The following is a 24,940-nucleotide window of genomic DNA, read 5'->3' as shown; positions in this document are numbered from 1 at the left end:
CACGTCTAATGAACGAGAAAAAGACGAATGCCGCTTGCATCCGTCCTTTCAAATCATCTCTTTCCGTTTTTTCGTTTCAAATGCAGCGAATGTCTTCTTTGCTTGTGATCACTCTTTTAGAAAAGACCGATCGCTTGGCCATCAGAAGTCACGTCCATATTGATAGCCGCAGGTTTCTTCGGTAATCCAGGCATTGTCATCACGGCACCAGTCAAGGCAACGATAAAGCCAGCACCTAATTTTGGCACGAATTCGCGAATCGTTACTGTAAAGTCATCTGGTGCGCCCAATCGCTTTGGATCATCACTGAAGGAATACTGGGTTTTTGCCATACAAATCGGCAGCTGATCCCAGCCTTGCTCTTTGAAGCTTTGTAACTGCGCTTTGGCTTTTGGTGCAAACTCAACCTCAGCTCCTCCATAGATTTCCCGCACGATCAAAGAAGCTTTATCCGCTAAAGGCAAATCGTCGGTATACAAGCGATGATAGTTGGCGGGTTTTTCCTCGATTAGTTGAACCACTGCTTTTGCTAGATCCGTTCCACCGGCGCCACCTTCTGCCCAAACGGCTGTCCGTGCGATGGTGACGTCGATTTGCTGGCACAAGGTTTCGACTAATGTTCGCTCCGCTTCTGTGTCTTGTGAGAACTCATTAAGCGCAACGACAACTGGAATACCATATTTACGCATGTTTTCAACATGACGCTTTAAATTACTGAAGCCTCGCTCTAATGCTTTTAAGTTTTCTGTCCCTAAATCAGCGACAGCGACCCCACCATGCATCTTCAGTGCTCTGATCGTTGCTACCACTACGATCGCATCTGGTGCCTTTGATAAATTCGGTGTTTTGATATCAAGAAATTTCTCTGCGCCTAAGTCAGCACCAAACCCAGCTTCGGTCACCGTGTATTTGCCTAAGTGCAAAGCAGTCTCGGTTGCGATGACACTGTTACACCCATGGGCGATATTCGCAAAAGGTCCGCCATGGATCAGCGCAGGGGTTCCTTCAATCGTTTGAACGAGATTCGGTTTGAGGGCATCTTTTAAAAGTAAGGTTAAAGCACCTTGGACCGCCAAATCTTTTACGTAAATTGGTTGTTTCTCAAAAGAATAACCAATTAAAATCTTTCCTAATCGCTCTTTTAAATTATCAATGCTTGTTGCCAAGCACAAAATCGCCATGATTTCACTAGCAACGGTGATGTCAAAACCGTCTTCTCGGGGAACGCCTTGTAACGGTCCCCCTAGACCGACAATCACTTGTCGTAACGCTCGATCATTCAAATCGACAACGCGTTTCCATGTGACCCGACGTCCGTCGATCCCTAATTCGTTGCCTTGTTGGATATGATTGTCGATCAACGCAGACAAGGCGTTATTGGCAGCCGTGATCGCATGCATATCACCTGTGAAATGTAAGTTGATGTCTTCCATCGGTAGAACTTGTGCTTTGCCGCCGCCGGTGGCGCCGCCTTTGATGCCCATTACTGGGCCCAATGATGGCTCCCGCAAAGCAATGACGGTTTGTTTCCCGATTTGATTCAGGGCATCCGCAAGTCCGATGGTCACCGTTGATTTACCTTCCCCTGCTGGTGTCGGGCTGATGGCTGTGACTAAAATAAGCTTACCTAACGGCTTGTTTGCTTTTTCTTTGATTGCCGACCATTCGATTTTTGCTTTATATTTGCCATAAAGTTCCAGGTCATCCCCTGTTAAACCAAGTGGTTCAGCAATTTCAATAATCGGTTTAGGCGTTGATTCTTGTGCAATTTCGATATCTGATTTCATTTTTACCCTCAATTCACGAACTATTTAGCACTTTAAAATGTATTTCGTTTGCTATGCTCTTATTATACTTGATTTTATTCAGAAAGAAAGAGAGATTTTCCACACTTTTACAAGAAGTTTGCCGAATCCTCTATGTAAACAAAAAACAACGTCCTTCCTAAGGCTGTACCGCCAAAAGGAGTGATCGCTGTTTTCTAGATTTCTATGAATTACTCGTTGGTTTCGACCTGCACCCTTTTTTCAGGGATTTTTTCTTGAAAAAAAGTTTCTAACCATACCACATCTTTTTTACGCAACGTGAAGGTATACGTTTTTTGATAATCGGTAATGCTTATTAAACGGTTTTTAATTTGCCATTTTTCTATCTCAGGTAAAGAAACAAGACTTTTCTTCCATAAGCGGGCATAGCGAATAAGGAGCAAATCATTCCTGATGAGTATGCTTCGATGAATACCTAACCATACAAAAAAGAAAAAGACGGCTAAAACGAGGTTGCTTTTCCAATAAGGTCTGGTATTTTCTAACGAAAGAATCAAACTGATAAATAATATCATCATAGTAAACGACCAATAAATGATCGCTGTAGCAGCTTCCGGTTGCCAATACAATTTACGCTTCATAAAAGTTCCTCACAACATAAAATTTCTAGTATACTATCTTTATCATATCAAAAAAGGGTGAGACAATGTTAAAAGTTTATCTTGATGCTTCCACGAAAGGCAACCCCGGCCCTAGTGGCGGTGGAATCGTCATTGTCGGTACTGATCTGCATGAGCAAATTGCGTTTCCGCTACCTGATTCAACCAACCACCAAGCAGAGTTCGCTGTGATGGTAAACGCGTTGCAGCTGCTGATTGACAAAGGGTTACAGGAACAGACGATTATGCTCTATACCGACAGCAAAGTCGTTGCGCAGACTATCGACAAGAATTATACCAAAAACCCTGCTTTTTCTGATTATTTAACGGAAATTCAATGCTTGTTGAAACAGTTCCCTTTAGCGATCATCCAATGGATCCCTGAGAGCCAAAACAAAGGTGCCGACCATTTGGCACGCCAAGGATTAGCAAAGGCGTTGAAATTAAAGGATCGGAGACAATAACCGAGAGAAGTTTTGTTTGAAGCGCAACCAGTAAGACTGCTTAGCTAAAATTTCATCCGTCAGTAATGTTGATTGCGCCATATCCTCTTCAAAGAAGCCTTTCAACGTTTGCGTGACATCGTGATCGTAGGCAAAAGCATTGACTTCAAAATTCAAGGCATAACTCCGAATGTCTTGATTTGTCGTCCCAAAGGAACTAATGGTATCATCCATCATGACCGTCTTCGCATGGAGGAAACCATTGTTATAGATGTAGATTTTTGCACCACGACGATGCAAATAATTGGCATAATGCTGTGTTGCCCGGTAAATGAATGGGTGGTCAGGCATACATGGGATCATGATTCGGACGTCTACACCTGAGTGGATGGCAATTTCCAATGCGTTCATCATACTGTCATCAGGAATCAAATAAGGCGTTTGGATCCAAATCGATTCTTTGGCAGCTAAGATCATTTTTACAAAACCGCCTTTGAGAATTTGGGTCTCACTTTCAGGACCATCAGCGACAATCTGCAAATCAACATTTCCAGAGAGCTCTTTCGGCGGTAGAATAAAGTAGCGATCCTCGTATTCCAGTTGATCCTCTTCTTTTTTTACAGATGCGTTCCAGTCACGAATAAAAATCTCTTGTAGTGTAAAACTGGCAGTACCTACGATTCTCGCATGGGTGTCTCGCCAATAGCCAAATTTGGCCTTTTTCCCTAAATATTGATCGCCGACATTAAAGCCGCCAGTCCACCCAATTTGACCGTCGATCACAACGATTTTTCGATGTAGATGGTAGTTCAATCGTGTGTTGCGGATCAGGTTCTTCGAAGTGATGAAAGGCACGACTTTTCCACCGGCATCAATCAACGGTTGAAAGAATTTCCGATTGGCCTTCGGTGACCCCCATGGATCATAGACCAAACGCACTTCAACACCTTCACGGGCTTTATCGATCAAGATTGACAAGAATTGGCCACCGATCTCATCATTAAAAAACGAATAATACTCCACATGCAGATTATCTTCTGCTTGCTTCATGTCCTCAAACAATGCTGCAAATTTTTCTTTTCCATCAGTATAAAATTCTACTTTGTTTCCTTTCGTCAAGGGCGATTCATCAAGGTTCTTAAAATAGCGCTCTAATAGATGATTGTCATCTGAGTAAGGATGTTCAGGAAAAGAATAATTGTGCACTTTGATGATTTGATTCAACTCATTGATCCTACTTTGGTGGTGCTCACTAAATTTATAAATAATTTCTCCGTCGATCCCCCGACCACAAAACAAGTACAACAAAAACCCGATGCCGGGGATGAATACCAACGTCATCATCCAAGCAAAGACACTTGCAATCGAGCGTGGTTTCCGAAAAACAGTAATAAAGGCAGCAATCGTATTAATAAACAAAAGTGCCAATAATACCGTGGAAATCATGCTCATATCCATTTTTATCATAGTTTCCTCCTATATCCTGTAACCCTATAATAGGTAACTATGATCGAAAGCAAGCTTCAATTCATAGTCCCCTAGTGTTTCTTTGATTTTTTGTTTCAGCATTTCTTCGATTTCTTGATCACTATACGCCGATTTTGCGGGAATCACTAAATCAAAAGCCAACAGATCTCCTTTGACCTGAAAATCATGCATCCGTAACTGCGGATCAACGAAGCGAATGATCTTTGACACTTCTTTTTTTAAATACCGATACTGCTGATCTTGAATTGGTACTGGATCAAGGTGACAGACAAGGTCGACCTTTAAAGATTGGCGAAAATCTTGTTCAATCGCATCAATCACCTCATGCGCTTCTCGTAAAGACCACGTTTCATCCACTTCGATATGCACACTGGCAAAGCGATTTTTCGGTCCATAATTATGAACCAGTAAATCATGGTAACCGAGAATCGTCGGATAGTGATCCAAGCGCTGCTCCATGGCAGCTACTTCTTCTTGCGTTGGGCGTGCCCCTAATAATTCGTTGATAAAGGAACGAATCATTTTGATTCCGCTAATCAAAATATACAAGGCAATCAGACAGCCGACAAAGCCATCGATACGTAGGCCAGTCAACCACTCGATCGTCGCTGAAAACAAAACCGCACCCGTTGTATACACATCGTTGAGACTGTCTTGCCCACTGGCTTTAAGTGTTTGAGAGCCAATCAGGTTCGCCAGTTTGCGGTACATCGCTCCCTGCCAGATTTTGATCAAAATCGATAAAACCAAAACGATAAACAATAGTGGGGAAAGACGGATACTCGTCGGTTCCATGATGCGTTGCACAGAGCTGATGAGAAATTGGCCGCCAACAAACGTGATGATCAAAGATACTACAAACCCACTGATGGCTTCAAATCGCTCATGACCATATGGATGTTCACTGTCGGCTGGTTTCGCAGAGATCCGAAAACCGATCAATGTTAAAATAGACGAAGCGGTATCTGAAAGACTGTTGATGGCATCTGCCATAATCGAAACAGACTGGGCAGATAAGCCAATGATAAATTTCCCAGCAAATAATAGTAAGTTGGAAAGCAACCCGAGGCTTCCTGCTAACTTCCCGATGGCTGTACGTTCGTAGACACCATTTTTTTTGCTGCGATTTAAAAAAAAGTTTAGCAAATCATCACCCTCTCAAAAAACCATCTTTCTTATTTTACCCCGAAGGAATTCAATTAAACAACTATTCGTATCGTTTTTTCGAAAAAAAAGCGAATTCCCTTCAATTATCAAACGCATTTTCAGATAACACGTAGGAAAAAAGGAAAAAGATAACGGAAGGGTCTCCCCCTCCGTCATCTTCGTTCAAAAAAGGAATGTGTTAAAGACCTACGCTCCTCTTTCACCTATCTTCTTAGAAGGAAAGGAACTCGCGGGTACAGATTCAACCATAGTGTGCTTACTTGGCAGCTAACCACGCTGCTGCTGTCTCAAGTGCTGCTGCGATTCCTTCTGGATTCTTCCCGCCGGCTTGTGCCATATCAGGACGACCGCCACCGCCGCCGCCAACTTTAGGTGCGATCTCTTTGATCAAATCGCCTGCTTTCAATCCTTTTTCGTTGGCTGCTTTGTTCATGGCAGCTAAAAGATTCACTTTGCCATCATTCGCGGTAGCTAACACTAAAATATCAGAATGGTCTTTTTGTTTCCATTGGTCAGCTAGTTGACGTAATTGGTTCATGTCCTTTACAGTCACTTTTGCTGTGATCAGACGCAGACCATTTACTTCTTTGACATCCTTGAAAACATCCCCTGCTTGCTGGTTTGCTAACTTGCTGGCAAGAGCTTCGTTTTCTTTTTGCAATTCACGCAGCTGCGCTTGCAGTTGTTCTGTTTTGGCAACGACTTCTTTTAATTGGGCGGATTTAACGATCCCTGCAATTGCTTTTAATTGCGCTTCTTCTTCATGCAATAACGTATAAGCTTCTTGACTAGTCACTGCTTCGATCCGACGAACACCAGCACCGATCCCTGATTCAGAAACGATTTTGAAAATACCGATATCCTCCGTATTTGCTACATGGGTTCCCCCACATAATTCGATCGACCAATCGGCAACATTGACGACGCGAACGTCATGCCCATATTTTTCACCAAAGAGTGCCATCGCTCCCATGCCTTTTGCGGTATCGATATCCGTTTCGATCGTCACAACAGGAAGAGCTTCCCAAATTTTCTGGTTGACGATTTGTTCCATTTGGCTCAGCTCTTCGCTGGTCACTTGCCCAAAATGACTAAAGTCAAAGCGCAAATGTCCTGGAGCAACTAATGAACCTGCTTGGTTCGCATGGCTGCCTAATACTTCTTTTAAGGCTTTATGCAATAAGTGAGTCGCCGTATGATTTTTAATGATCTTATTGCGACGATGCTGATCCACTTGTAAGAAATAGTTCACGCCTTCTTTTAGTGGCGCTTTGATTGTAGCAGTATGCAAGAACTGACCGTTCGGTGCTTTTTTGACATCCGTCACTTCCGCTACAATCGTACCATCTTCCGCTACGATCGTGCCTGTATCCGCAACTTGTCCACCCATTTCTGCGTAAAATGGTGTTTCGGCAAAAATCAGTTTTGCTTCACCTGTCGAAACAGAATCATGTAACGCTTCGTCTTGGATGATCACTAATAATTCGCTGTTTGCTTCAAGTGAATCATAGCCAACGAAACGGCTGTCTACTTTGATATCTGTCAATAAAGCGGATTGTACGCCCATTGAAAGCTCCGTTTGTCGAGCCGCACGAGCGCGGGTACGTTGTGCATCCATTTCTTGTTCAAACCCTTGGTGGTCCACTTTCAACCCTTCGTCTTCCGCCACTTCTTCTGTCAATTCAACTGGGAAGCCGTAAGTGTCATACAATTTGAAAATATCTTGACCAGCTAACGTATCTTGACCGTCTGCTTTTACTTGGGCGATCACTTGATTTAAAATATCTAACCCTTCATTGATCGTTTCATGGAAACGTTCTTCCTCGTTGCGGATCACTTTCTCAATAAATTCTTGCTGCTCTAGTACTTCAGGATAGTAGCTTTCCATGATCTCGCCAACGATCGGTACTAATTTGTATAAGAAGGCAGTATCGATCCCTAATTTTTTCCCATGCATGACTGCACGACGTAATAAACGACGTAAAACATAGCCACGACCTTCATTTGAAGGAAGTGCCCCATCGCCGATCGCAAAAGAAAGTGCGCGGATATGGTCTGCAATCACTTTAAAGGAGATATCTGTCGTTTTGCTGTCGCCGTAGTTCACACGACCGCTTAAATCTGCCACTGCATTAATGATCGGCAGAAACAAGTCTGTTTCAAAATTGGTTGGTGCATTTTGAACGATGGAAACCATTCGTTCCAGCCCCATCCCCGTATCAATGTTTTTATGTGGTAGTGGTTCATAGGAGCCATCTGGTTGATGATTGAATTCTGAAAAGACCAGATTCCAGATTTCCAAATAGCGTTCATTTTCGCCACCAGGGTAGTTTTCGGGATCATCTTCCGCTACGTCATTAAACTCAGGACCACGGTCATAGAAAATCTCTGAATCCGGTCCACAAGGTCCTGCACCGATGTCCCAAAAGTTGTCTTCAATCTCAACGATATGCTCTGTTGGTAAGCCGACTTCCTCTTCCCAAATCCGTTTTGCTTCTGTGTCTTTTGGATAAACCGTGACATATAATTTGTCTGGATCAAAAGCCATCCATTCTGGTGAGGTCAAAAACTCCCATGCCCAATGGATCGCCTCATTTTTGAAGTAATCGCCGATTGAAAAGTTGCCTAGCATTTCAAACATCGTATGATGTCTTGCTGTTTTCCCAACGTTTTCAATGTCGTTAGTCCGAATCGATTTTTGCGCATTGGTCATTCTTGGGTTTTCAGGAACAACACTGCCATCAAAATATTTTTTTAGCGTTGCCACCCCTGAATTGATCCATAACAGGGTTGGATCGTTGACTGGAACAAGGGACGCACTCGGCTCGATGGAATGTCCTTTTGATTGAAAGAAGTCCAAAAACATTTGGCGTACTTCTGCACTGGATAATTGTTTCACGTTATTCTCCTACTTTCTTCTGTGTTCGCTTAAGATACAGGGGCTGACAAAATTGCTGGTAAGGCGCTCTTATGCCTGTAGAGTCATTTTGACGATAAAAAAACACCATTGCAGAGCAAGGACGTCGATACGCGGTACCACCTTGCTTGCAATGATGTGACTCATTACCTCTTAGACTCGTTAACGCGGAGTGGACGGCAACATTTCTGCTGCAGTTGAGCACCAAAGGGAGCAATCCGTCCGAATTCATGTTTTTCTCTCAGCAATGAAAAACTTTCTGTAATGAATCATCAAACCGACCATATCCTTCGTCATTCAAAGTATAAGGAAATGTTTCGAAAAAGTCAATCCTCAAATCCGTTCTTTGTTGATCAGAATCGCTTTGCGGTAACGATAGCTCTGGGGAGAAAGCTTTTGATCTGGCTGCAGCATTTTCCGTGAACGGTAATAACTGGCATATGGCAAGGCATCGAATAAAGGATGCCCACAAATCTGCCAGTTCTCCATTTTTAAAGACAAGCCATCTGTCAGCTCCCAAGCATCCGCAAGCCCATAGGTGCAGCCAAATAAATTCGGTTCAAGCAATTCAGCGGTTGACAAAGAGACACCATCGTCGCAGGACTTTTCATTGCCCCAGCGAAAAAGTCGCCGAGTCGCAGCACCGCAAACGTATTCCCATTGATCCTCTGATAGCAGCTGAAAGCCTTGTTTGTCTAACTGCTGTTTCAATTCTGTTTGACTGACGGATTCGTGGGTAAATAACTGATAGGTTTCCGATAACGGCTCGAGTGCAGCAAAATAGCGATTCTCTTCGTGATAAAAAGCGGGTAATTCCCAACGCAAGCTTTCCTCAAAGGACGCTGGTGCTGTGAATTGTGCCTTTAGCTCTTTTTCGAAAGCACTGAATTGATCGACTAACCCGTGAAACTCCCCAGTGATTGTATTTAACTGCCCGATATACCTTGCGCCAGCAGGCAGAGAACTTTTTTGGACTAGCATAGGATCAATCACAGCTTTGCGCAAAGGGCTCGTAGACTCATTGACAAAAATCCCCCAATCCTGGCTGGTTTCTAACTCATAGATTGTTTCCAGCTGGCGAATGATCTCGTTGGGTGGTGACTGCCAATTTTTACTCCAGCAAGTAGCTGGTAATCCTTGCACACCGAGATCCCAACCTAAGATCGCCTCAGAGTTCCCTGGTATAAAGACAAAGTCTTCGCCATCGATCGTTAATTCAAAGGTAGCACATTTCAATCCTGCATACGTCAACTGACTAAAATGGACATCGGTGATCTCCTTTAAAGGACTGACAAAATACATTAAAATTTGCTGGATCAGCTGTTCTTTGATTTCAAAGGACAGTGTCTTCCAATTTGACCATTGTAACGCCTCAAAAAAATCCACGTCATTTCTCCTCTCATCTGCTACAATTACTATATAACGAGTATACCACGAAAAAGGAGGAAAACGACTGATGCTTTATTTTGGACGCAGTCCGTGGATGCTACAAGCGGTTTTCGCCCTGCGGCAAGCCGTTTTTGTGGAAGAACAGCACATTCCTATAGATTGGGAATTTGATGAAAAAGACCAAACTTGCCCATACTATCTTTGGTTAGATGGACGCATCCCGATCGCGACCATTCGCTATCAATTCTCTTCACCGAACACTCTGCAACCTGATCGCTTTTGCGTAGCTAAGGCCTATCGGCACCAAGGATACGGCACCAAATTATTGCATTATCTCGAAATGCGTGGTGCCCAAGAGGGTGCCCTCCAATCAGTGTTATCCGCAGAGATCGACGCTTGTGCGTTTTATGAATCCTGTGGGTATCAAAAAACATCTGAACCCTATGCTGAAGATGGCGTATTGTGTGTAGAAATGACCAAACAATTAAAAACAGCAGCCAAGGAAGAGTAGTTCTCTTCCTTGACTGCTGTTTTGGTATGCATTAGCTATTCGAATTTTTCTTGTTTTTGCGGGCGGTTCGAGTCGTTTGACGACGTTCGATCTTCCGTTTTTCTTTGTTCTTCTTATCAACAGCCCATTGAATTTTTTTCTTGTAGCCAGGCTTGATTTTTTTCTTCTTTTTCTTGACTAAGCCAATCAAGGTTGGGTCTAATTCGTCACGAGATTTTTCCCGCTTTTGCCGACGATTCCGATCGTAAGTCGCAACGATCTCGCCATTTTTGATTTCCTTCGGTTGGAAAACAACCCCTAGATCTTCGATGGCTTGGATTGCCCCTTCATCGCTTGGATCATATAAAGTGATCGCGGTCCCATCCATTTGGTTTCGACCGGTCCGACCAACACGGTGGATAAAGAAATCCAAATCAGCTGGAATCTCAGCATTGATGACATGAGAAACCCCTTCAATATCAATTCCTCGCGCAGCTAAATCTGTTGCGACAACATATTGGTAGTCCAAATTTTGCACTTGGCGCATGATCCGTTTTCTTTCACGAGGACTGATGTCGCCGTGGATCTTCGCTACTTTTAAGCCTTGTTCCTTTAAGTAATCCGTAATTTCATCCACACGGCTCTTCGTGTTGGCAAAAACGATGGCAAGATAGGGATGGCCTGTAGTCAATAATTGATAGATCAATTTATTGGTATTTTTCCCTTTGGTAGAAATCAACCAATTCTCGATCGTATCAGAGATGACTGCTTTCGATTTGATTTCTTCGATCAATGGATTGGCCATGTATTTTTTCAAGAATGGGCGCAATTTCTCTGGAATCGTTGCGGAGAAAACCAGCATTTGTAGTTTCTCAGGCAAACGCCCCGCAATTTGATCGACTTCTTCCAAAAAGCCCATATCCAAGGTCATGTCTGCTTCATCCACGACAAATACATTGGCAGTGTGAACCCCTAACGCTTGTTCGTTGATCATATCCAAGATACGACCAGGTGTCCCAATCACGACATGGGGCTGTTGATTTTGCAGACGGCTTAATTGACGTTGCTTATCCGTTCCTCCGACGAAATTTGACACTCGAATTTCAGGATCATGAAATCCGCCGATTTGTTTTGCGGCGTGATAGATTTGCGTGGCTAATTCACGACTCGGTGCAGTGATCACTACTTGCACTTCATCTTTTTCGGCATCGATTTTATCCATCAACGGCAGTAAAAATGTGTGGGTCTTACCACTTCCGGTCTGTGATTGCCCTACAACACTGCGTCCTTTTTGGATAACAGGTATCAGTTTTTCTTGCACTTCTGTTGGTTTAGAGAACTTTTTATCAGCAAGTGCTTCATAAATAAATGGTTGAAATTTAAATGACTCAAAAGACATTCAAACACCTTCTTTCTTTTAGCATCCTTTGGATTATAGCATATGTTGCCTTGTTTTCCTAACTTTCTTTTGTAATCGATTGAGGATCGATCGTACTGATAGTATACGTTGCACTGCGGCGTTCATAGAAAAAGCGGCTTTCTTTTTTTATTGCTGCCCACAAGAGATTCAAGTAAAAACCAAACTGGATCAACCCAAAAATAACTACCATCAACAAACTAACGACTAAAAGCAGCAGATTGTTGGACTCAAGAAACGGTGCGAAAAAGATATTGACCCGACTGATGCTGGCATAAATCAGATAAAACAAACCATAGCGTTTCAATAAAGCCCCCAAGCTGACACGCTCACGGCCTTCTTGCATGATTTTGATTCGTACGAGTTTTTTTCCAATCGTTTGTCCTTTGGCAAGGTAAGCCAACAACACAAAGTACAGCAACACTTCAAGAGCAAAGTACCAATAGTCCCCACTAAAGTCCCGTACCGTCTGTTGAGTGAGCAAACGAACAGCGATCACCACAATAAAACTGACCACATTCAGTATTCCCCAGTCGATCAACCAAGCAAACACCCTTCGTGTCACAGTCACCCGAGTGCCTTTGGCGTAAGAATCGGCATCCATCTCTTCCCTTGATGGCAATAAGAACGTAAAAAGTGGGGCGATCGTCCAGCCCACAAGCCCTCCAACTGTATTGACAAAGAGATCATTGACATCGAATAAGCGATACGGACGAGGATAAATAAAATACAGTCCCGTCAACTGCGTTAATTCAAAAAACAACGTCAGGCAAAACGTAATAACGAGTGTTTTTAAAAAGGAACATTTGAAGTAATAACGCAAATAGACCCCAAATGGTAAGGTCAACAATAAATTAAAGAGTGGCTCAAGGAAGACCCCCTGCTTCATAGCGGGAAGATAGGTTTGCGGATCGTGAATGTTTAAGACGGTCTGTTGGACAAAATGTTGCCACGATGCCCCTAACTGCAATTCCATCTTAGGACCAGTCATCTGCGCTACCTCTTCGATCGAGGGCAATGGTAGGATAACTAAGAAATAGGCGCACAATAAATAGAAGACAAATGAATACAGAACCAGTGCGCGTGACAAGATAAAACGACCGTATTTTCGATATTGGATAACAAAAAAAATCATTGATATCGCCAATGCTAGGAAAGGAAAAACCAGCAAGGCAACCTTTATTGGGGTAATATAAGCGGACATAAAGAACTCCTTCACGTTTTCTTTTTATCTTACACGCTATTTCCCAAAACGTAAATTTTGGAGTATCATAAAAGAAAAGGAGGTTAAAAAACCATGTTAAATCCCTATTTTGCCTTTGGCGTACCGGCATTCCTTTTGGTTTTATATGCAGCTTTTGCTCTTTTTCGCCGGTCTTCCGATATTCCCTATTTAGGCTTCGTCCTTTTCATCATTGCTGGTTTTCTGACAGGATTTAGTTTACAAGTCATTCAACAAGCCATCAATGAAGTGGAAAAAACATCTCTTGAACACGTGCAAGCAACCCACCTTTACTCGCCTTACTTATTAGCGATTCCATTGATTGTGGGCATTCTTTTACTGATTGTCAACTTGATTCGCGGCTATTTAAAAGTCAAAAACGTTCGTCTGCGGACAAAATAAAAGCAACCTACCTAGAAATACGAATTGATCCTGCTCCTCTTGACGGGAAATGAGATCGCTTCGTATTTTTTTGGTAAGCTGCCTTGATTGCTAGACCCCTTCTAAAGATCCATCCGCCACTTTCGTAGTAAAACAGTTTATCAACTAAAAAAAGGTTTATTCGTCGGCTAGTTCTTCATCCAGGTCTGTCTCTGAGGTATCAGCAAAAGACTCTTTCACATCATCATTGACTTGCTCCAATAAATATTGCCAATCACTATTCGACACAACCACCACATCGATATTCTTTTCTTCATCGATCAGCTCGAGATTCGAAACATCCTCTCCTAACTGCTGGAATAGGTCGATCAATGTTTGGTCTTGTAGCGTTACGTATTCAGTCCGTTTCATCCTTCTTCCCCCCATGAGTCAAAAAATTCATAAAACAAGATATCGAAACTAGTAAGATCGGTCATCTTTTGTAAAGTAGATAGATCTAAACGAATAAACGCTTTTTCCACTAATAAATAATGGTTTTCTTCCAGCGCTTCTTCGATAAATGGTAAAATCTCTTCTTCATCCCCTAATGTTTCACTAGAGATTTGGTCGATTTGATCAAACAAGCGATCATCTTGCAACAAAAAGAATTGATCGTCGTAAAGATAGACTGCGATTTGATATTGCCGGATGGGTAGCTCAGCCCGAATGACAAAAAAGCACTCTCCTGAATTGGAAATCGCTGGCAATAATTCATTCGGTTGTAATGCCTGTTGGTAGTACATTTCCATCCCTCCTTTGTACTTACTATTATAAAGAACAAAGGAGGAAAAAGGAAATAATCGAATTTTAGTTTAAAAAACTCTAAACAAAGTTAGACATCCCATTCTGCATAGAATTCTTCTAAAAAATCCTTCATGAAAGCCACACGTCGTTGGGCTTCTTTTTTGCCATACGCCGTGGTCATCTTTTCAGGAAGCAAAAATAGTTTCTCATAAAAATGATTGATCACCGTCGTCCCTTTTCGGTAATCTTCATGATTTTGAAACGTCTTTGGGGCTAAGTCACTGACATGGATCGGGTGTTGATGACTGCCACCAAAATAACTCGTCCGTAAAATACCGATCGCACCTAAAGCATCGAGACGATCTGCATCACGAACGACGCGGCCTTCTACTGAGACAACTTGCGCGCCTTGCAAAAGTTCTTTTGAAAAAGACAGATTCTCGATAATAGAAAAAATTTCTTTCGTTTGTGCTTCACTGGCTCCCGCCGTGGTCAAACAAGCTCGCACTTCGTTAGACGCCGCTGTGACATCCGCCACAACTTTGTCATCCACCGTATCATGGAGATAGGCTGCCGCCTGTACGACAAAGCAATCAACTGCCAATTCGTCGGCATCAATGATGGCTTGACTTAACCCAGCCACTCGTTTGACATGATCAAACCCATGTCCTGTGTAATCATTCCCCAGAATACTTTCGGCATAAGCAATTACTTTGCTAAGATCGGCAACATTGTATTCTTCCTTCATTTTTTTCCTTCTTTCGATATGAAAGCAGCTAGCCTTCTTTTTTCGATGGTGATTGATACAAAAGGAAAAGAAGTTCAACAAGACGAGCACCCCATGAAATAATTGGGGCGGCAACGTCTTGCGAAGCTTCTTTCCACTCGTTACTTTTAAGCGAAATCTTGCGTCTCGCTGATTTTATAGACACTAAAATAGATCTTGCGTAAATAGTCTAATAGATATTGAGGATTCAATAATTCATCCGTTGCATCTAAAATCAATTCATTTGGTTTCTTGGATGCGCCATATTGATGAATATTTTCAGTCAGCCATTTACGAATCGGTGAATAATCATCCGAAGCCAACACTTCATCGACATTAATTTCTTTTTCCATGGCGTGGAGTAATTGCGCTGCATACATATATCCTAGAGCATAGGATGGGAAATACCCGAAGCTTGAACCTGACCAATGAACGTCTTGTAAGATCCCTTCCAAGTCATTTTCTGGACGAATCCCTAAATATTCCTCGTATTTGTCATTCCAGATTTTTGGCAGTTCATCGATCGATACGGTTTCGTTAAAGATCATTTTTTCGATCTCGTAACGAATAATAATATGAATGACATATGTCAGACTATCAGCTTCAATACGGATCAAGCTAGCTTTTGAGTGCTTTAAGGAGTCATAGAAAGTGTCAAAAGACACATCATCAAACGTGCCTTCCGCACATTCTTGGAAAAATGGGTATTGCTTTGCCCAGAAATTGCGGTTGCTGCCGATAATGATTTCATTAAACAGCGATTGGGATTCGTGGATTCCCATGGACGCCCCTTCATGAACAGGCGTGCCTTCGTATTTCTCATCGATGTTTTGCTCGTACATCCCGTGACCAGCTTCATGAATCACACCGAACAGTCCCATCGAAAAGTCAGTTTCGCTCCAGCGTGTGGTCAACCGTACATCATTGTGGTTGATCCCCGTAGCGAATGGGTGGACCGTATTATCCAAACGGCCGCGAGAAAAGTCATAGCCTAAGTCGGCGATCACTTTTGAGATAAATTTACGTTGTTGCGCTTCGGTCATCTCACGTGAAAGGATCGAAGTGTCTGGCGCTGTTCCTTTTTCAGCCAATTGACGACGAATATCCATGATACCGTCTCTCACTTGTGAGAATACGTTATCCAAGATCTCAACCGTCATATTCGGCTCGTATTGGTTTAACAAGACGTCATAGTTCGTCAGCTCATTTTTCTTCCAATAAGGAATCAATTCTTTCGTCAAGCGAATGTTTTCAGAAAGAGCGTCTTTAAATAAAGAAAAATCTTTTTCTTTACGGGCTTTGAGCCAAGCAGTATGTGCTTTTGACGTAGCTGCGGAAGCCGCCATCGCCAACTCATTGGGTACATTTTTTTGCAATTCATATTCTTCTTTGACTAATTGATACGCAGCTTTCCCTACTTCTGATAATTCATCTGGGTGTTTCCCGAAATAGCTGATCGCTTCTTGGATTGGTTCCCCCACTTTTTTGTCAAAGTATAGACCATATAAATAGCTGTCAACTTCCGCACGGTAATCACTGGCTTTTTCTGGCATCCCTGTTTGATTATCCCAGCCTAAGATCCCCATTGCTTGTTGTAATAGATCGATTTCTTTTAATTCTTTCAGAAATTCTTGTTCTTTCATTCAGCAGACTCCTTTTTGCGTGGCGGACGTTGTCCCCAGTATTGGAAGAGATCGGTACGAATCGCACCGTTGTATAATTTGCGTTTTTTTGTCGCTTTTTCGCCGTAATGGGTCTCAAAAGTCAAGTCACTGGTCAAAAAGTACTTGCTCCAGGTTTTTAGCGGCCGAAACACTTGGCCCATTTCCTGATACAGTCGCTGAACGGACGCTTCTTCTCCTAAGCGTTCACCATAAGGAGGGTTAGCCACAACGACACCATACTCTTTTTCTGTTTTAAAGTCTTTAACGGCTTGTTGTTTGAAGGTGATCGAATCTCCTAGACCGATTTCTTCCGCATTTCTGCGGGCGATCTCAATCATTCGACCATTGATATCCGAACCGGTAATATCTAATTCGACATCATAATCTGCTGCTTCATCTGCTTCTTTCCGTACTTTTTCAAATACTTCTGCTGGGAACCAATCCCACGTTTCGCAAACAAATTCCCGATTAAAGCCAGGGGCGATATTGTGACCGATCAACGCTGCTTCAATGCACAACGTGCCTGATCCACAAACGGGATCGACAAACGGCTTGTCTTTGTACCAATTTGTCAGCATCACTAAAGCCGCAGCCATGTTTTCTTTCAGCGGCGCGCCTCCTTTTTCTAAACGATAGCCACGTTTAAACAAACTAGGGCCAGTCGTATCCAAGGTGATCATCGCATGGTCTTTCAATAAAGCGACTTCTAATTGGAAAAAAGCGCCCGTTTCAGTCAGCGGCACACTTGCTGGACGATGGTATACTTCTCTTAAGCGATTGACGATTGCTTTTTTGGTAATCGCTTGACAATCAGGTACACTATACAATTTTGATTTGATTGATTTTCCAGCTACCGGAAATTCAGCATCTAAAGGTAAAAAGTCTTCCCACGGTAACGCTTTAACTTCTTCAAACAGCTGATCGAAAGTCAATACGTCAAATTCCCCGACGACAATTTTGATACGGTCCGCTGTACGGAGCCACAAGTTCGCGGTAGCAATGGTCTCCATCGTCCCTTTAAAACGCGCTCGGCCGTTTTCAACCTCACACTCGATCCCTAAATCCCGTAATTCTTTGCCCACTAGTGCTTCTAAACCGCTCGCAGCGGTGGCAATACAATTAAATGTTTTTTCAGTCATAACGCTCTCCTTCTTGGTATAAAAAAACCTTCCGTTGCTGGAAGGATTCCCTGATAGGTTGTGATTTTCTATAAGCCATGTTTTGTCCGTATTTTCCTCAGGGAGAAGAAAACACTGGGTAATTATCTATCTGCAATTACTTGCCTTCTTGCTCCGTTCATTTCCGTGCAAAAAGTGCCCCTACCATTGTTTGGGTTGCTCGCTCGAGGGGTTTACCGCGTTCCACCAAGACGGTTTCCCGCCTTGCTTCGTCACTGTGGCACTTTCAAGGATACTTTGGCATAGCTTACACCTTAGCCATTTTTCCTGCCGTTACTTTCTCAAGTACCCTAGCTTATGGTTTCGCTAGGCACGAACACTACAAGCATCTCAGCTTGTGCGAGCATGGACTTTCCTCAGCATAATCGAGTTATGCCGCAATTACCCGAAAACCACAACTATCTTTTCTAAAATAGATTAGAATTGACGGGTTTTTTCGTTGTCATCTTCAAAATCAGCATTTGTATAGTTGCTGTTGTAGGAAGAAGAACGAGTGACAGGTTCTGATTCACGATCAAGCTTTTTGCCAAACACTTCTTTTTCAAGATTAGACAAACGTTTCAAAATATCAAAGTTTGTAACGGTTTGGCTTTTCGGCGCTTCTTGTTGAACACGAGATGCGATCGCTTGGTTTTTCGACAATTGATCGATTTTCGCTGTCAGACGGTCATTTTCTTCTTGCAGGGCTAAGATCTCTTTATTGTAGCTTTCGTAGTCTTTAATGATATTATCTAAAAACTCGTCCACTTCAACTGGATCATACCCGCGCATTTTTGTTTTGAATTCTTGTTGCAGAATATCTTTTGGACTATAAATTAAATTTGCCATTATTTACACCTCATTGTTTATTCCAAATGGTTTTCACTTTCTAGACCATTCTATCAAAAAATATACGAAAATCAAAGTAAATTACTATCAAATGTTGCGTTTTGTAGGTCATCCATTGTTATTTGATGAATAAAGTAGGGATTTTGCTCACTATAAGCTTTGGCATCTCTTAAGAAATAATTAGGTTTTCCTGGAAATTCGTCATCATATAACACAAGTGCGCCTTCGGTATGCTCCAGTAAAAATGCCGTGTGATTTCTTAATTGACTGGGGTCTTGGTAAGGCTTATGGCTGGTGGCATTGACATAATCGGCAAATGACTTCGCTGTTTGCAGTGCCTGCTGATTTGTTTCGTTCCAATTTTCACCAAACCCTTCAAATGGAAAAATAATTCCTAGTTTCAGTTCTGGGTATGTCTGTTTTAATTGTTCAACGGCTTCGGCACACCACAGCTCCGCTCCAAGATTCCCGCTGATCAAGAGCCATTCTAATCCTTCTTCGACATAATTGGTCAAAGTCGACATTATTACTTTCTTAATAACTGCAATCTTGGGATCTTTTGCTTGAAAGACACCTAATTCATAATTACGATAGCCAGTAAAGTATAAGGTTTTCATTGTTTCTCTGGTCATCTCTTTTCTTTCCAAACGACTTTTTGGTATAATGTTGCCTAGGAGTGTGAACAACATGGTTATTCGTTACCCGAATGGACAATCTACTACCTATGATGACGGCAAAAAACAAAAAATGCAAGAGAAACTAATAAAGCCAAAAACGTATGCCAATCGTGGGATGCGTTTTGAAGAAGCGATCAATGAAAGCAACCTTTATTATTTGAATCGGAAACTTGCTGTCATTCATAAGAAACCGACACCAATTCAAATCGTGAAAGTAGATTATCCAAGAAGAAGCGCCGCCGTAATCAAAGAAGCCTATTTCCGTGAGGCATCCACCACTGATTACAATGGGGTTTATCAAGGGCAATATATCGACTTTGAAGCGAAAGAGACTCAAAACAAAACGTCATTTCCCTTTAAAAATTTTCATCCACACCAAATCAAGCATATGGAAGACTGTTTGGAACAAGCGGGTTTATGTTTTGTTCTTTTATGGTTTTCTAGTCTACAACGCTGCTTTTTTCTCGATAGCAAGTGCTTAGTTTCTCAATGGCACCTGCAAAAAGAAACGGGAAAAAAATCAATGACACTGGCCTATATTGAAACGAATGGGATTGAAATCATCCCTTCAATTGCGCCGCGTATTCCCTATTTAAAAGCAGTTGATCAATTTTTAACGATGAAGGAGAATGATTAGTATGGCAAATGGATCACAATCGAGGACCTCTCGGCATGATTCTAAAAAAGGTACAGCTAAAAAAGCACCAAAGTCTCCTAAGGCAAAAGGCAAACGAAGCATTGGGAGTATTCTTTTAAAAGTATTTATGGGGCTGTTTTTCTTAGGCTGTATCGGGATTCTATCCGGGATGGGGCTATTCTGGTGGTATGCCAAAGATGCGCCTGCACTTGATGAAACACGTTTGGATTCAACGGTTTCTTCTCGTTTCTATGCGTCAAATGGCGAATTGATCACTGAATTCGGAAGTGAAACGAGAGAAAAAATCACCGCAAGTGAGATTCCCCAACTGCTGGAAGATGCGATCGTCTCTGTCGAAGATCGTCGGTTCTATCAGCATATCGGGGTCGACCCGATCCGAATCGTTGGTTCTGCATTATCCAATGCCACAACCGGCGGTATGCAAGGCGGAAGTACGTTGACTCAGCAATTGATCAAGCTGTCCTTCTTTTCTACCAGCGCCGAAGATCAAACGTTACGAAGAAAAGCACAAGAAGCTTGGATGGCGGTTCGGCTTGAACAAACCAAATCAAAGCAGGAAATTTTGACTTACTATATTAATAAGGTATATATGTCCAACGGGGTTTATGGAATGCAAACAGCTGCTATGAAGTTTTACGGCAAACCTTTGGCTGAACTAGACCTAGCGCAAACCGCTTTGATTGCGGGTTTACCAAATGCCCCTTCTGCGTTTGATCCTTTCGCTCATCCGGATAATGCGAAAAGTCGTCGAGATGTGGTTTTAGGCGCAATGCTTGAAAACGAGAAAATCACGCAAGCGGAATATGATGCGGCCGTTGCCGAAGATATTCAAGAAGGATTGCAAGAAAACCCGCGAGAAAACCAAGAGTGGAAGTACTTTGATAATTACTTCAACGAAGTGATCGCAGAAGTCAAAGAAAAAACCGGCAAAGATGTTTATACCGATGGCTTAGATATTTACACCAATGTCGATATCGATGCGCAAAAACGGTTATATGACATCGTCAACAGCGATGATTATGTTAATTATCCAGACGATAAGATGCAGGTTGCCGCTACTTTAGTTGATGTCAATACGGGCAAAGTCACGGCTCAAATTGGTGCCCGCAACGTTGATGACGTTCTAGCAAACAACCTGGCTGTCAACGTCGCTCGGGACTTTGGATCGACCGTTAAACCGATCACAGACTACGGCCCTGCCTTCCAATTTCTACAAGACTCTACCGGTAGAATGATTTTAGATGAACCTTATACTTATAAAGGAACCGATATTCCTGTGTACAACTGGGATCGCCAATATATGGGCAATATCACGCTTCGAACTGCTTTAGCAGAATCCAGAAATGTACCAGCAGTGAAATTGTTTGATGAAGTTGGCGCGGATAATATCGCCGACTTTCTTAGCGGGTTGGGTATCGAATACCACACGATTACTCAATCTAATGCGATTTCTAGCAATACGGATAAATTAGATGGCACAAAATATGGGATCTCCAGCCTGAAAATGGCCGCTGCTTATGCTGCTTTTTCAAACGGTGGAACCTATTATGAACCTCAGTACGTCAACAAAATCGTCATGCAAGATGGGACCGAAGATGAAGAATCCTTTAAAGTTGATGGTCAAGAAGCAATGGATGATACGACGGCTTATATGGTGACCGATATTTTGAAAGATGTTATTTCTGTCGGTACTGGGACCAATGCGCAAATCGATGGGTTATACCAAGCAGGGAAAACGGGAACTTCCAATTACACCGATGACCAGCTAGCACAACTGGATACATCAAACGGTGCTTATCCGGATATTACTTTTGCCGGCTATACTCCCTCCTATTCATTGGCGGTATGGACCGGATACAACGACAAAATGACACCGATCACTGATAGCAGTACCCATGTGGCTTCAGATGTCTATCGTGAATTGATGCGCTATGTTTCTGCTTCTGTAGAAAACACGGACTGGACAATGCCAGATGGACTGACACGGATCGGAAGAGAGCTTTATCTTGAAGGGACATACACGCAGCCAAGCTATTCAGCACCAAGTTCGTCCAGCAGTAGTTCGTACGTTGAACCGACGACACCTTCTACAGAAAGTAGTGAAGCAACACCATCAAGTACAACAGAATCATCAAGCGAAGTGACACCCCCAGTGACAACACCTGATGAGGATGATTCATCTTCGGTCGTTACACCTCCTGCTTCTAGTCAGGATCCTGGCTCAACAACGCCTTCCAGCAGTGAAGAAAATCCTTCCTCACCGCCGGATCCACCAGAACCAAATGATGGTAACTCCGAATAACTGAGAATAGTGAAAAACAGTAGATCAGATTTTGATCTACTGTTTTTTTACTAACGACCATATAAATGTAGAAGCTTACTTTTCAAGCTCTTCAAAAAGCAATTTTTTATCTGAAAGCTGATAAACTTGATTATGCAGATCGTCAAACAAATGAATCACATTTTCTTTTGTCTCGTTCACTTCAAAAAGAATCTCCTTGGCACGATCATGAATGCCATCGATTCGCATTTCTGTCGTACGGATCATTCGTTCAGATTCGATCTTCGCTTCTTGAATCGTGCGATTTGCTTTTCTTCTAGCAAAGACTAAAACCTCACTGATTTCTGTTTGGAACTGCTCGTTTTCGATTTGTAGGGTTGCATTTTCTTCCCTTAGTGCTTCGATCTTCGCCTGAAGCTCTGCGACTTCTTCATTTGATTCGCTAGCTGAAACTTTTGCTGCAAGCTCTTCTTTTTCTGCCAATTGCTGTTTCAAATCAGCAATTACTTCTTGCAACTGCTGGATTTCTTGCCGCTTCAACGTCCATTCAGCGCGTTCCTTTTCGTAATTTTGTTTCTCTTTTTGCTCTTTTTCTTGCTGAACAGCTAACTTAGCTTCTAATTGCTGGATCTTTGCTTCAAGTTTTTCTGTATCTACTTTTGTAAGCTGTTCTTCTAGGTCTTTGACTTTCTTATTCGCTTCTACTAGCGAAGCTTTTAATTCTTTTGCCTCTGCTTCTTGTTGAGCCACTACCTTCTGCTGTTTTTTTAACTGTTTTTTTTCTTCCTGTAGTTGCTCATTTTCTAAAATCAATTCTTTAATTTCAAAAGATAAATTTTCAATCATATGATCCTTTTCTTGTTCTTCTGACTCTTGCTTATGTGTCTGGTTTATACTCAATTCTTTCTCCATACGTTCTCCTTTGTCTTCAACGAGTTGACTATCCTTGGCGTGGTTATCACGGTTCCCAGAGGATTTTTGCTGCACTGCTATCTTTTTGACACTTTGATCTGTCTGTTGATCAACAGACACTCTTTGCTGAGAAATCGGTTTTGCTAAAGTCTGTGCGACAGGTTTCGCTGTTTCTTTCTGGGTTTTAGCGGGTTCATTGTCCGCTTGTCGATTGGTTCCTTTCTCTTTTTTTTCAGGCGTAGCCTTTGCGGAACCTTGATCCTCAATGATTCCCTCTTCTTGATTTGTCTCCTCAAATTCATTCAGCTCTTCTATGGATAATTGATTTACTTCATCCATTAGCTTTTGGACAGAAAACAAACCTTTGTTTTTCTTTTTCATCATTAATTTTTCACACTGCCTTTTTGTTCATTTGTATTGATCGTTTCACTTTGATCCGTTCGAGGAGTAGAGGATATGCTTTCGCTCCCCTCGTTATTAGCTACTTCTTGAGCGTCAGTGTTTGGAAAGCTGCGTTCTAAAAGGGTCCAGACCCCATTCTCGTCACGAATGATCGTCTGCTCAAAGGACTGATCAGAATCCTTGGAAAATTGGACAGAGAAGGTTCCTTGGGTGATCAGGAGAACGTTCTGCATATCATGGAGTAGACGAGAAAAATTCTCTTCCCATCCGTTTAAGTCATCAATTGATGGTAATTTGCTAGATAGAACAATTGAGATTTCTTGCAAAGGCTGATCAACAAGAATCATTGCTACGGTGCGACCTAGATATGGTGATAACTGATAGGCCAACTCATATTCAGCTGCAAATTGTGCTTCACGATCATTGGATACGAGTAAATGCTCCCAATCAATCGCTTCAAAAGAAAAGCCGTTCTCAGGATATGCAAAAATCGGCATAAGCATCCATTCCGTTTGCTCAGTTCTAAGCGCGAAGACTTCCTCTTTTAATTGACTGGTTTCTTCTTGCAGCTTTTGCACATGAATGCCGCCTGTCAGCTGAAAAACTGTTAGTAGCAAGACACTTACGATTATGGCACTACTGCAGCCCAATACAATTAGCAGGTGCCCACTGCGCAGGTTGTGCTTAAATAAACGCAGTTTCCTTTTGGCTAAAGCATCTGACGACAGCTGCTTTTCAACTTTTCTTAATAAATATTCTCGATACAATCGCCAACCGATGATACTACCTGCTCCAATGGCAAGCAGTATCATCCCAATATAGATAAAAATCACAGTCTCTTCCTTCCATCAAAACTAAAATTCGTTTTATTCATCTATTTTGATACAAACTTAGTCTTGTTGATATGTTGCAAGAAATGAATCATCGCAAACTTCCTTTCAAAAAGCTGATGTGTCAGAAGAACGTGGTCACCACACCATAAAAGGTTTTACTTGAAATGATTCCAAATTCTCTACTATCACTTGAAGTGAGCAGTGCATCGCCAATGACAAAGTACTCATCTTCTTTGAGGTACCCCCGAATCGGCAACGCCTCAACGGCTTCATCCTTCACAGTGATCATAAATGAAAAATCAAAACCATTATCCTCCGCCCCAATCAACAAACGCTCCTGTGTACGAACGAATGAATCCCCCGGCACACCAATCACTCTCTTGATCAAAAATTTTCCTTCCTGTTCGAAAGCGATCAGCTGATAGCGATTTGGCTGGCGCTTTTTATGAATCAGCACAACTTGTCGATCCTCGATCGTCGGCAGCATGGACGTTCCTCTGACTAACGCCAGTCGATACGGCTGAAGAAACACAATAAGCAAAAGGACCACCAAAAAGATACCGCTGATAGGAAGACCTATTTGTCTATGCCTTTTACTCATATTGCCAGCCCTCCATCC

The 24,940-nt window shown here is 42.3% G+C and carries 23 protein-coding genes and 1 other RNA gene; 5 read left to right on the top strand and 19 right to left on the bottom strand.

Features of this window, described 5'->3' with window-relative positions; genetic code table 11:
- Positions 1-116: 116 nt before the first annotated feature.
- Both A5877_RS00200 and A5877_RS00195 read right to left on the bottom strand, forming a co-directional pair.
- On the bottom strand, positions 117-1,787 hold the full coding sequence (locus A5877_RS00200) for a formate--tetrahydrofolate ligase (protein ID WP_086316116.1): 1,671 nt from the start codon (positions 1,785-1,787) through the stop codon (positions 117-119).
- Positions 1,788-1,996: 209 nt separating this feature from the next.
- Positions 1,997-2,407 (bottom strand): EbsA family protein, encoded by a 411-nt coding sequence (locus A5877_RS00195; RefSeq protein ID WP_086316115.1) that lies wholly within the window; start codon positions 2,405-2,407, stop codon positions 1,997-1,999.
- A gap of 65 nt (positions 2,408-2,472) precedes the next feature.
- On the opposite strand from A5877_RS00195, the gene A5877_RS00190 reads away from it, so the two are divergent.
- On the top strand, positions 2,473-2,889 hold the full coding sequence (locus A5877_RS00190) for a ribonuclease HI family protein (RefSeq protein ID WP_005236004.1): 417 nt from the start codon (positions 2,473-2,475) through the stop codon (positions 2,887-2,889).
- Here A5877_RS00190 and cls read toward each other — a convergent pair.
- From cls to A5877_RS00170, 4 genes are all read right to left on the bottom strand, one after another.
- Positions 2,869-4,335, bottom strand: coding sequence for a cardiolipin synthase (gene cls, locus A5877_RS00185; protein ID WP_008379854.1), 1,467 nt, complete (start codon positions 4,333-4,335; stop codon positions 2,869-2,871). The genes A5877_RS00190 and cls overlap by 21 nt on opposite strands.
- A 24-nt stretch (positions 4,336-4,359) precedes the next feature.
- The gene (locus A5877_RS00180; RefSeq protein ID WP_005236009.1) at positions 4,360-5,502 is read right to left on the bottom strand and encodes a cation diffusion facilitator family transporter; all 1,143 of its coding nucleotides are present in this window, start codon (positions 5,500-5,502) and stop codon (positions 4,360-4,362) included.
- 277 nt (positions 5,503-5,779) lie between these two features.
- A complete protein-coding gene (alaS, locus tag A5877_RS00175; RefSeq protein ID WP_086316114.1) occupies positions 5,780-8,422 on the bottom strand; it encodes an alanine--tRNA ligase in 2,643 nt (880 codons plus the stop codon).
- 351 nt (positions 8,423-8,773) lie between these two features.
- Positions 8,774-9,826: a hypothetical protein gene (locus A5877_RS00170; RefSeq protein WP_086316113.1), complete on the bottom strand. Its 1,053-nt coding sequence runs from the start codon at positions 9,824-9,826 to the stop codon at positions 8,774-8,776.
- A 70-nt stretch (positions 9,827-9,896) separates the two neighbouring features.
- Here A5877_RS00170 and A5877_RS00165 point away from each other — a divergent pair, with 70 nt between their 5' ends.
- Positions 9,897-10,340: a GNAT family N-acetyltransferase gene (locus A5877_RS00165; protein WP_086316112.1), complete on the top strand. Its 444-nt coding sequence runs from the start codon at positions 9,897-9,899 to the stop codon at positions 10,338-10,340.
- 31 nt (positions 10,341-10,371) lie between these two features.
- Here A5877_RS00165 and A5877_RS00160 read toward each other — a convergent pair whose 3' ends face one another.
- Both A5877_RS00160 and A5877_RS00155 read right to left on the bottom strand, forming a co-directional pair.
- Positions 10,372-11,718, bottom strand: a complete 1,347-nt coding sequence (locus A5877_RS00160; RefSeq protein ID WP_005226134.1) for a DEAD/DEAH box helicase — start codon at positions 11,716-11,718, stop codon at positions 10,372-10,374.
- 58 nt (positions 11,719-11,776) lie between these two features.
- Complete coding sequence (locus A5877_RS00155; RefSeq protein WP_015509738.1) at positions 11,777-12,940, bottom strand: VanZ family protein; 1,164 nt, start codon at positions 12,938-12,940, stop codon at positions 11,777-11,779.
- Between the two features lie 93 nt (positions 12,941-13,033).
- On the opposite strand from A5877_RS00155, the gene A5877_RS00150 reads away from it, so the two are divergent.
- Positions 13,034-13,360: a hypothetical protein gene (locus A5877_RS00150; RefSeq protein WP_005226136.1), complete on the top strand. Its 327-nt coding sequence runs from the start codon at positions 13,034-13,036 to the stop codon at positions 13,358-13,360.
- Positions 13,361-13,516: 156 nt separating this feature from the next.
- On the opposite strand, the gene A5877_RS00145 is transcribed toward A5877_RS00150, so the two are convergent.
- The 8 genes from A5877_RS00145 to A5877_RS00110 form a co-directional block, all read right to left on the bottom strand.
- A complete protein-coding gene (locus A5877_RS00145) occupies positions 13,517-13,750 on the bottom strand; it encodes a hypothetical protein (RefSeq protein ID WP_010748385.1) in 234 nt (77 codons plus the stop codon).
- Positions 13,747-14,127, bottom strand: a complete 381-nt coding sequence (locus A5877_RS00140) for a hypothetical protein (protein WP_005226138.1) — start codon at positions 14,125-14,127, stop codon at positions 13,747-13,749. Before A5877_RS00140 ends, A5877_RS00145 begins: the two co-directional genes overlap by 4 nt.
- Positions 14,128-14,210: 83 nt before the next feature.
- The gene (locus A5877_RS00135) at positions 14,211-14,870 is read right to left on the bottom strand and encodes an HD domain-containing protein (protein WP_005226139.1); all 660 of its coding nucleotides are present in this window, start codon (positions 14,868-14,870) and stop codon (positions 14,211-14,213) included.
- Between the two features lie 146 nt (positions 14,871-15,016).
- Complete coding sequence (locus A5877_RS00130) at positions 15,017-16,531, bottom strand: carboxypeptidase M32 (protein ID WP_086316111.1); 1,515 nt, start codon at positions 16,529-16,531, stop codon at positions 15,017-15,019.
- On the bottom strand, positions 16,528-17,691 hold the full coding sequence (locus A5877_RS00125) for a class I SAM-dependent RNA methyltransferase (RefSeq protein ID WP_010748389.1): 1,164 nt from the start codon (positions 17,689-17,691) through the stop codon (positions 16,528-16,530). The genes A5877_RS00130 and A5877_RS00125 overlap by 4 nt, the downstream gene beginning before the upstream one ends.
- Before the next feature lie 66 nt (positions 17,692-17,757).
- An RNA gene (gene rnpB / locus A5877_RS00120) (RNase P RNA component class B) lies at positions 17,758-18,123 on the bottom strand.
- 24 nt (positions 18,124-18,147) lie between these two features.
- The gene (gene gpsB / locus A5877_RS00115) at positions 18,148-18,558 is read right to left on the bottom strand and encodes a cell division regulator GpsB (protein ID WP_005226142.1); all 411 of its coding nucleotides are present in this window, start codon (positions 18,556-18,558) and stop codon (positions 18,148-18,150) included.
- 71 nt (positions 18,559-18,629) lie between these two features.
- Positions 18,630-19,175, bottom strand: a complete 546-nt coding sequence (locus tag A5877_RS00110; protein WP_005226143.1) for a DUF1273 domain-containing protein — start codon at positions 19,173-19,175, stop codon at positions 18,630-18,632.
- Between the two features lie 70 nt (positions 19,176-19,245).
- Here A5877_RS00110 and recU point away from each other — a divergent pair, with 70 nt between their 5' ends.
- Positions 19,246-19,872 (top strand): Holliday junction resolvase RecU, encoded by a 627-nt coding sequence (gene recU, locus A5877_RS00105; protein ID WP_015509744.1) that lies wholly within the window; start codon positions 19,246-19,248, stop codon positions 19,870-19,872.
- A gap of 1 nt (position 19,873) precedes the next feature.
- On the top strand, positions 19,874-22,195 hold the full coding sequence (locus tag A5877_RS00100; RefSeq protein ID WP_369596781.1) for a PBP1A family penicillin-binding protein: 2,322 nt from the start codon (positions 19,874-19,876) through the stop codon (positions 22,193-22,195).
- Between the two features lie 75 nt (positions 22,196-22,270).
- Here the strand turns inward: A5877_RS00100 and A5877_RS00095 are convergent, their stop codons facing one another.
- From A5877_RS00095 to lepB, 3 genes are all read right to left on the bottom strand, one after another.
- Positions 22,271-23,470, bottom strand: coding sequence for a hypothetical protein (locus A5877_RS00095; RefSeq protein WP_086316109.1), 1,200 nt, complete (start codon positions 23,468-23,470; stop codon positions 22,271-22,273).
- Positions 23,470-24,321 carry a hypothetical protein gene (locus tag A5877_RS00090; RefSeq protein WP_244733624.1) on the bottom strand — a complete coding sequence of 284 codons (852 nt, stop codon included), beginning with the start codon at positions 24,319-24,321 and terminating at the stop codon, positions 23,470-23,472. The genes A5877_RS00095 and A5877_RS00090 overlap by 1 nt, the downstream gene beginning before the upstream one ends.
- 121 nt (positions 24,322-24,442) lie before the next feature.
- Positions 24,443-24,922, bottom strand: a complete 480-nt coding sequence (lepB, locus tag A5877_RS00085) for a signal peptidase I (protein WP_086316108.1) — start codon at positions 24,920-24,922, stop codon at positions 24,443-24,445.
- Between the last annotated feature and the right edge of the window lie 18 nt (positions 24,923-24,940).

It is taken from the genome of Enterococcus sp. 3C7_DIV0644, from assembly GCF_002141235.1.
Classification (GTDB): Bacteria; Bacillota; Bacilli; order Lactobacillales; family Enterococcaceae; genus Enterococcus_D; species Enterococcus_D entomosocium.
This window is presented reverse-complemented; position numbering and strand designations above follow the sequence as displayed.

Coding starts and splice junctions, on each gene's coding strand:
- A5877_RS00200 (WP_086316116.1), bottom strand. CDS start 1,787: ATGAAATCAGATATCGAAATTGCACAAGAATCAACGCCTAAACCGATT.
- A5877_RS00195 (WP_086316115.1), bottom strand. CDS start 2,407: ATGAAGCGTAAATTGTATTGGCAACCGGAAGCTGCTACAGCGATCATT.
- A5877_RS00190 (WP_005236004.1), top strand. CDS start 2,473: ATGTTAAAAGTTTATCTTGATGCTTCCACGAAAGGCAACCCCGGCCCT.
- cls (WP_008379854.1), bottom strand. CDS start 4,335: ATGATAAAAATGGATATGAGCATGATTTCCACGGTATTATTGGCACTT.
- A5877_RS00165 (WP_086316112.1), top strand. CDS start 9,897: ATGCTTTATTTTGGACGCAGTCCGTGGATGCTACAAGCGGTTTTCGCC.
- A5877_RS00160 (WP_005226134.1), bottom strand. CDS start 11,718: ATGTCTTTTGAGTCATTTAAATTTCAACCATTTATTTATGAAGCACTT.
- A5877_RS00155 (WP_015509738.1), bottom strand. CDS start 12,940: ATGTCCGCTTATATTACCCCAATAAAGGTTGCCTTGCTGGTTTTTCCT.
- A5877_RS00150 (WP_005226136.1), top strand. CDS start 13,034: ATGTTAAATCCCTATTTTGCCTTTGGCGTACCGGCATTCCTTTTGGTT.
- A5877_RS00145 (WP_010748385.1), bottom strand. CDS start 13,750: ATGAAACGGACTGAATACGTAACGCTACAAGACCAAACATTGATCGAC.
- A5877_RS00140 (WP_005226138.1), bottom strand. CDS start 14,127: ATGGAAATGTACTACCAACAGGCATTACAACCGAATGAATTATTGCCA.
- A5877_RS00135 (WP_005226139.1), bottom strand. CDS start 14,870: ATGAAGGAAGAATACAATGTTGCCGATCTTAGCAAAGTAATTGCTTAT.
- A5877_RS00130 (WP_086316111.1), bottom strand. CDS start 16,531: ATGAAAGAACAAGAATTTCTGAAAGAATTAAAAGAAATCGATCTATTA.
- A5877_RS00125 (WP_010748389.1), bottom strand. CDS start 17,691: ATGACTGAAAAAACATTTAATTGTATTGCCACCGCTGCGAGCGGTTTA.
- gpsB (WP_005226142.1), bottom strand. CDS start 18,558: ATGGCAAATTTAATTTATAGTCCAAAAGATATTCTGCAACAAGAATTC.
- A5877_RS00110 (WP_005226143.1), bottom strand. CDS start 19,175: ATGAAAACCTTATACTTTACTGGCTATCGTAATTATGAATTAGGTGTC.
- recU (WP_015509744.1), top strand. CDS start 19,246: ATGGTTATTCGTTACCCGAATGGACAATCTACTACCTATGATGACGGC.
- A5877_RS00100 (WP_369596781.1), top strand. CDS start 19,874: ATGGCAAATGGATCACAATCGAGGACCTCTCGGCATGATTCTAAAAAA.
- A5877_RS00095 (WP_086316109.1), bottom strand. CDS start 23,470: ATGATGAAAAAGAAAAACAAAGGTTTGTTTTCTGTCCAAAAGCTAATG.
- lepB (WP_086316108.1), bottom strand. CDS start 24,922: ATGAGTAAAAGGCATAGACAAATAGGTCTTCCTATCAGCGGTATCTTT.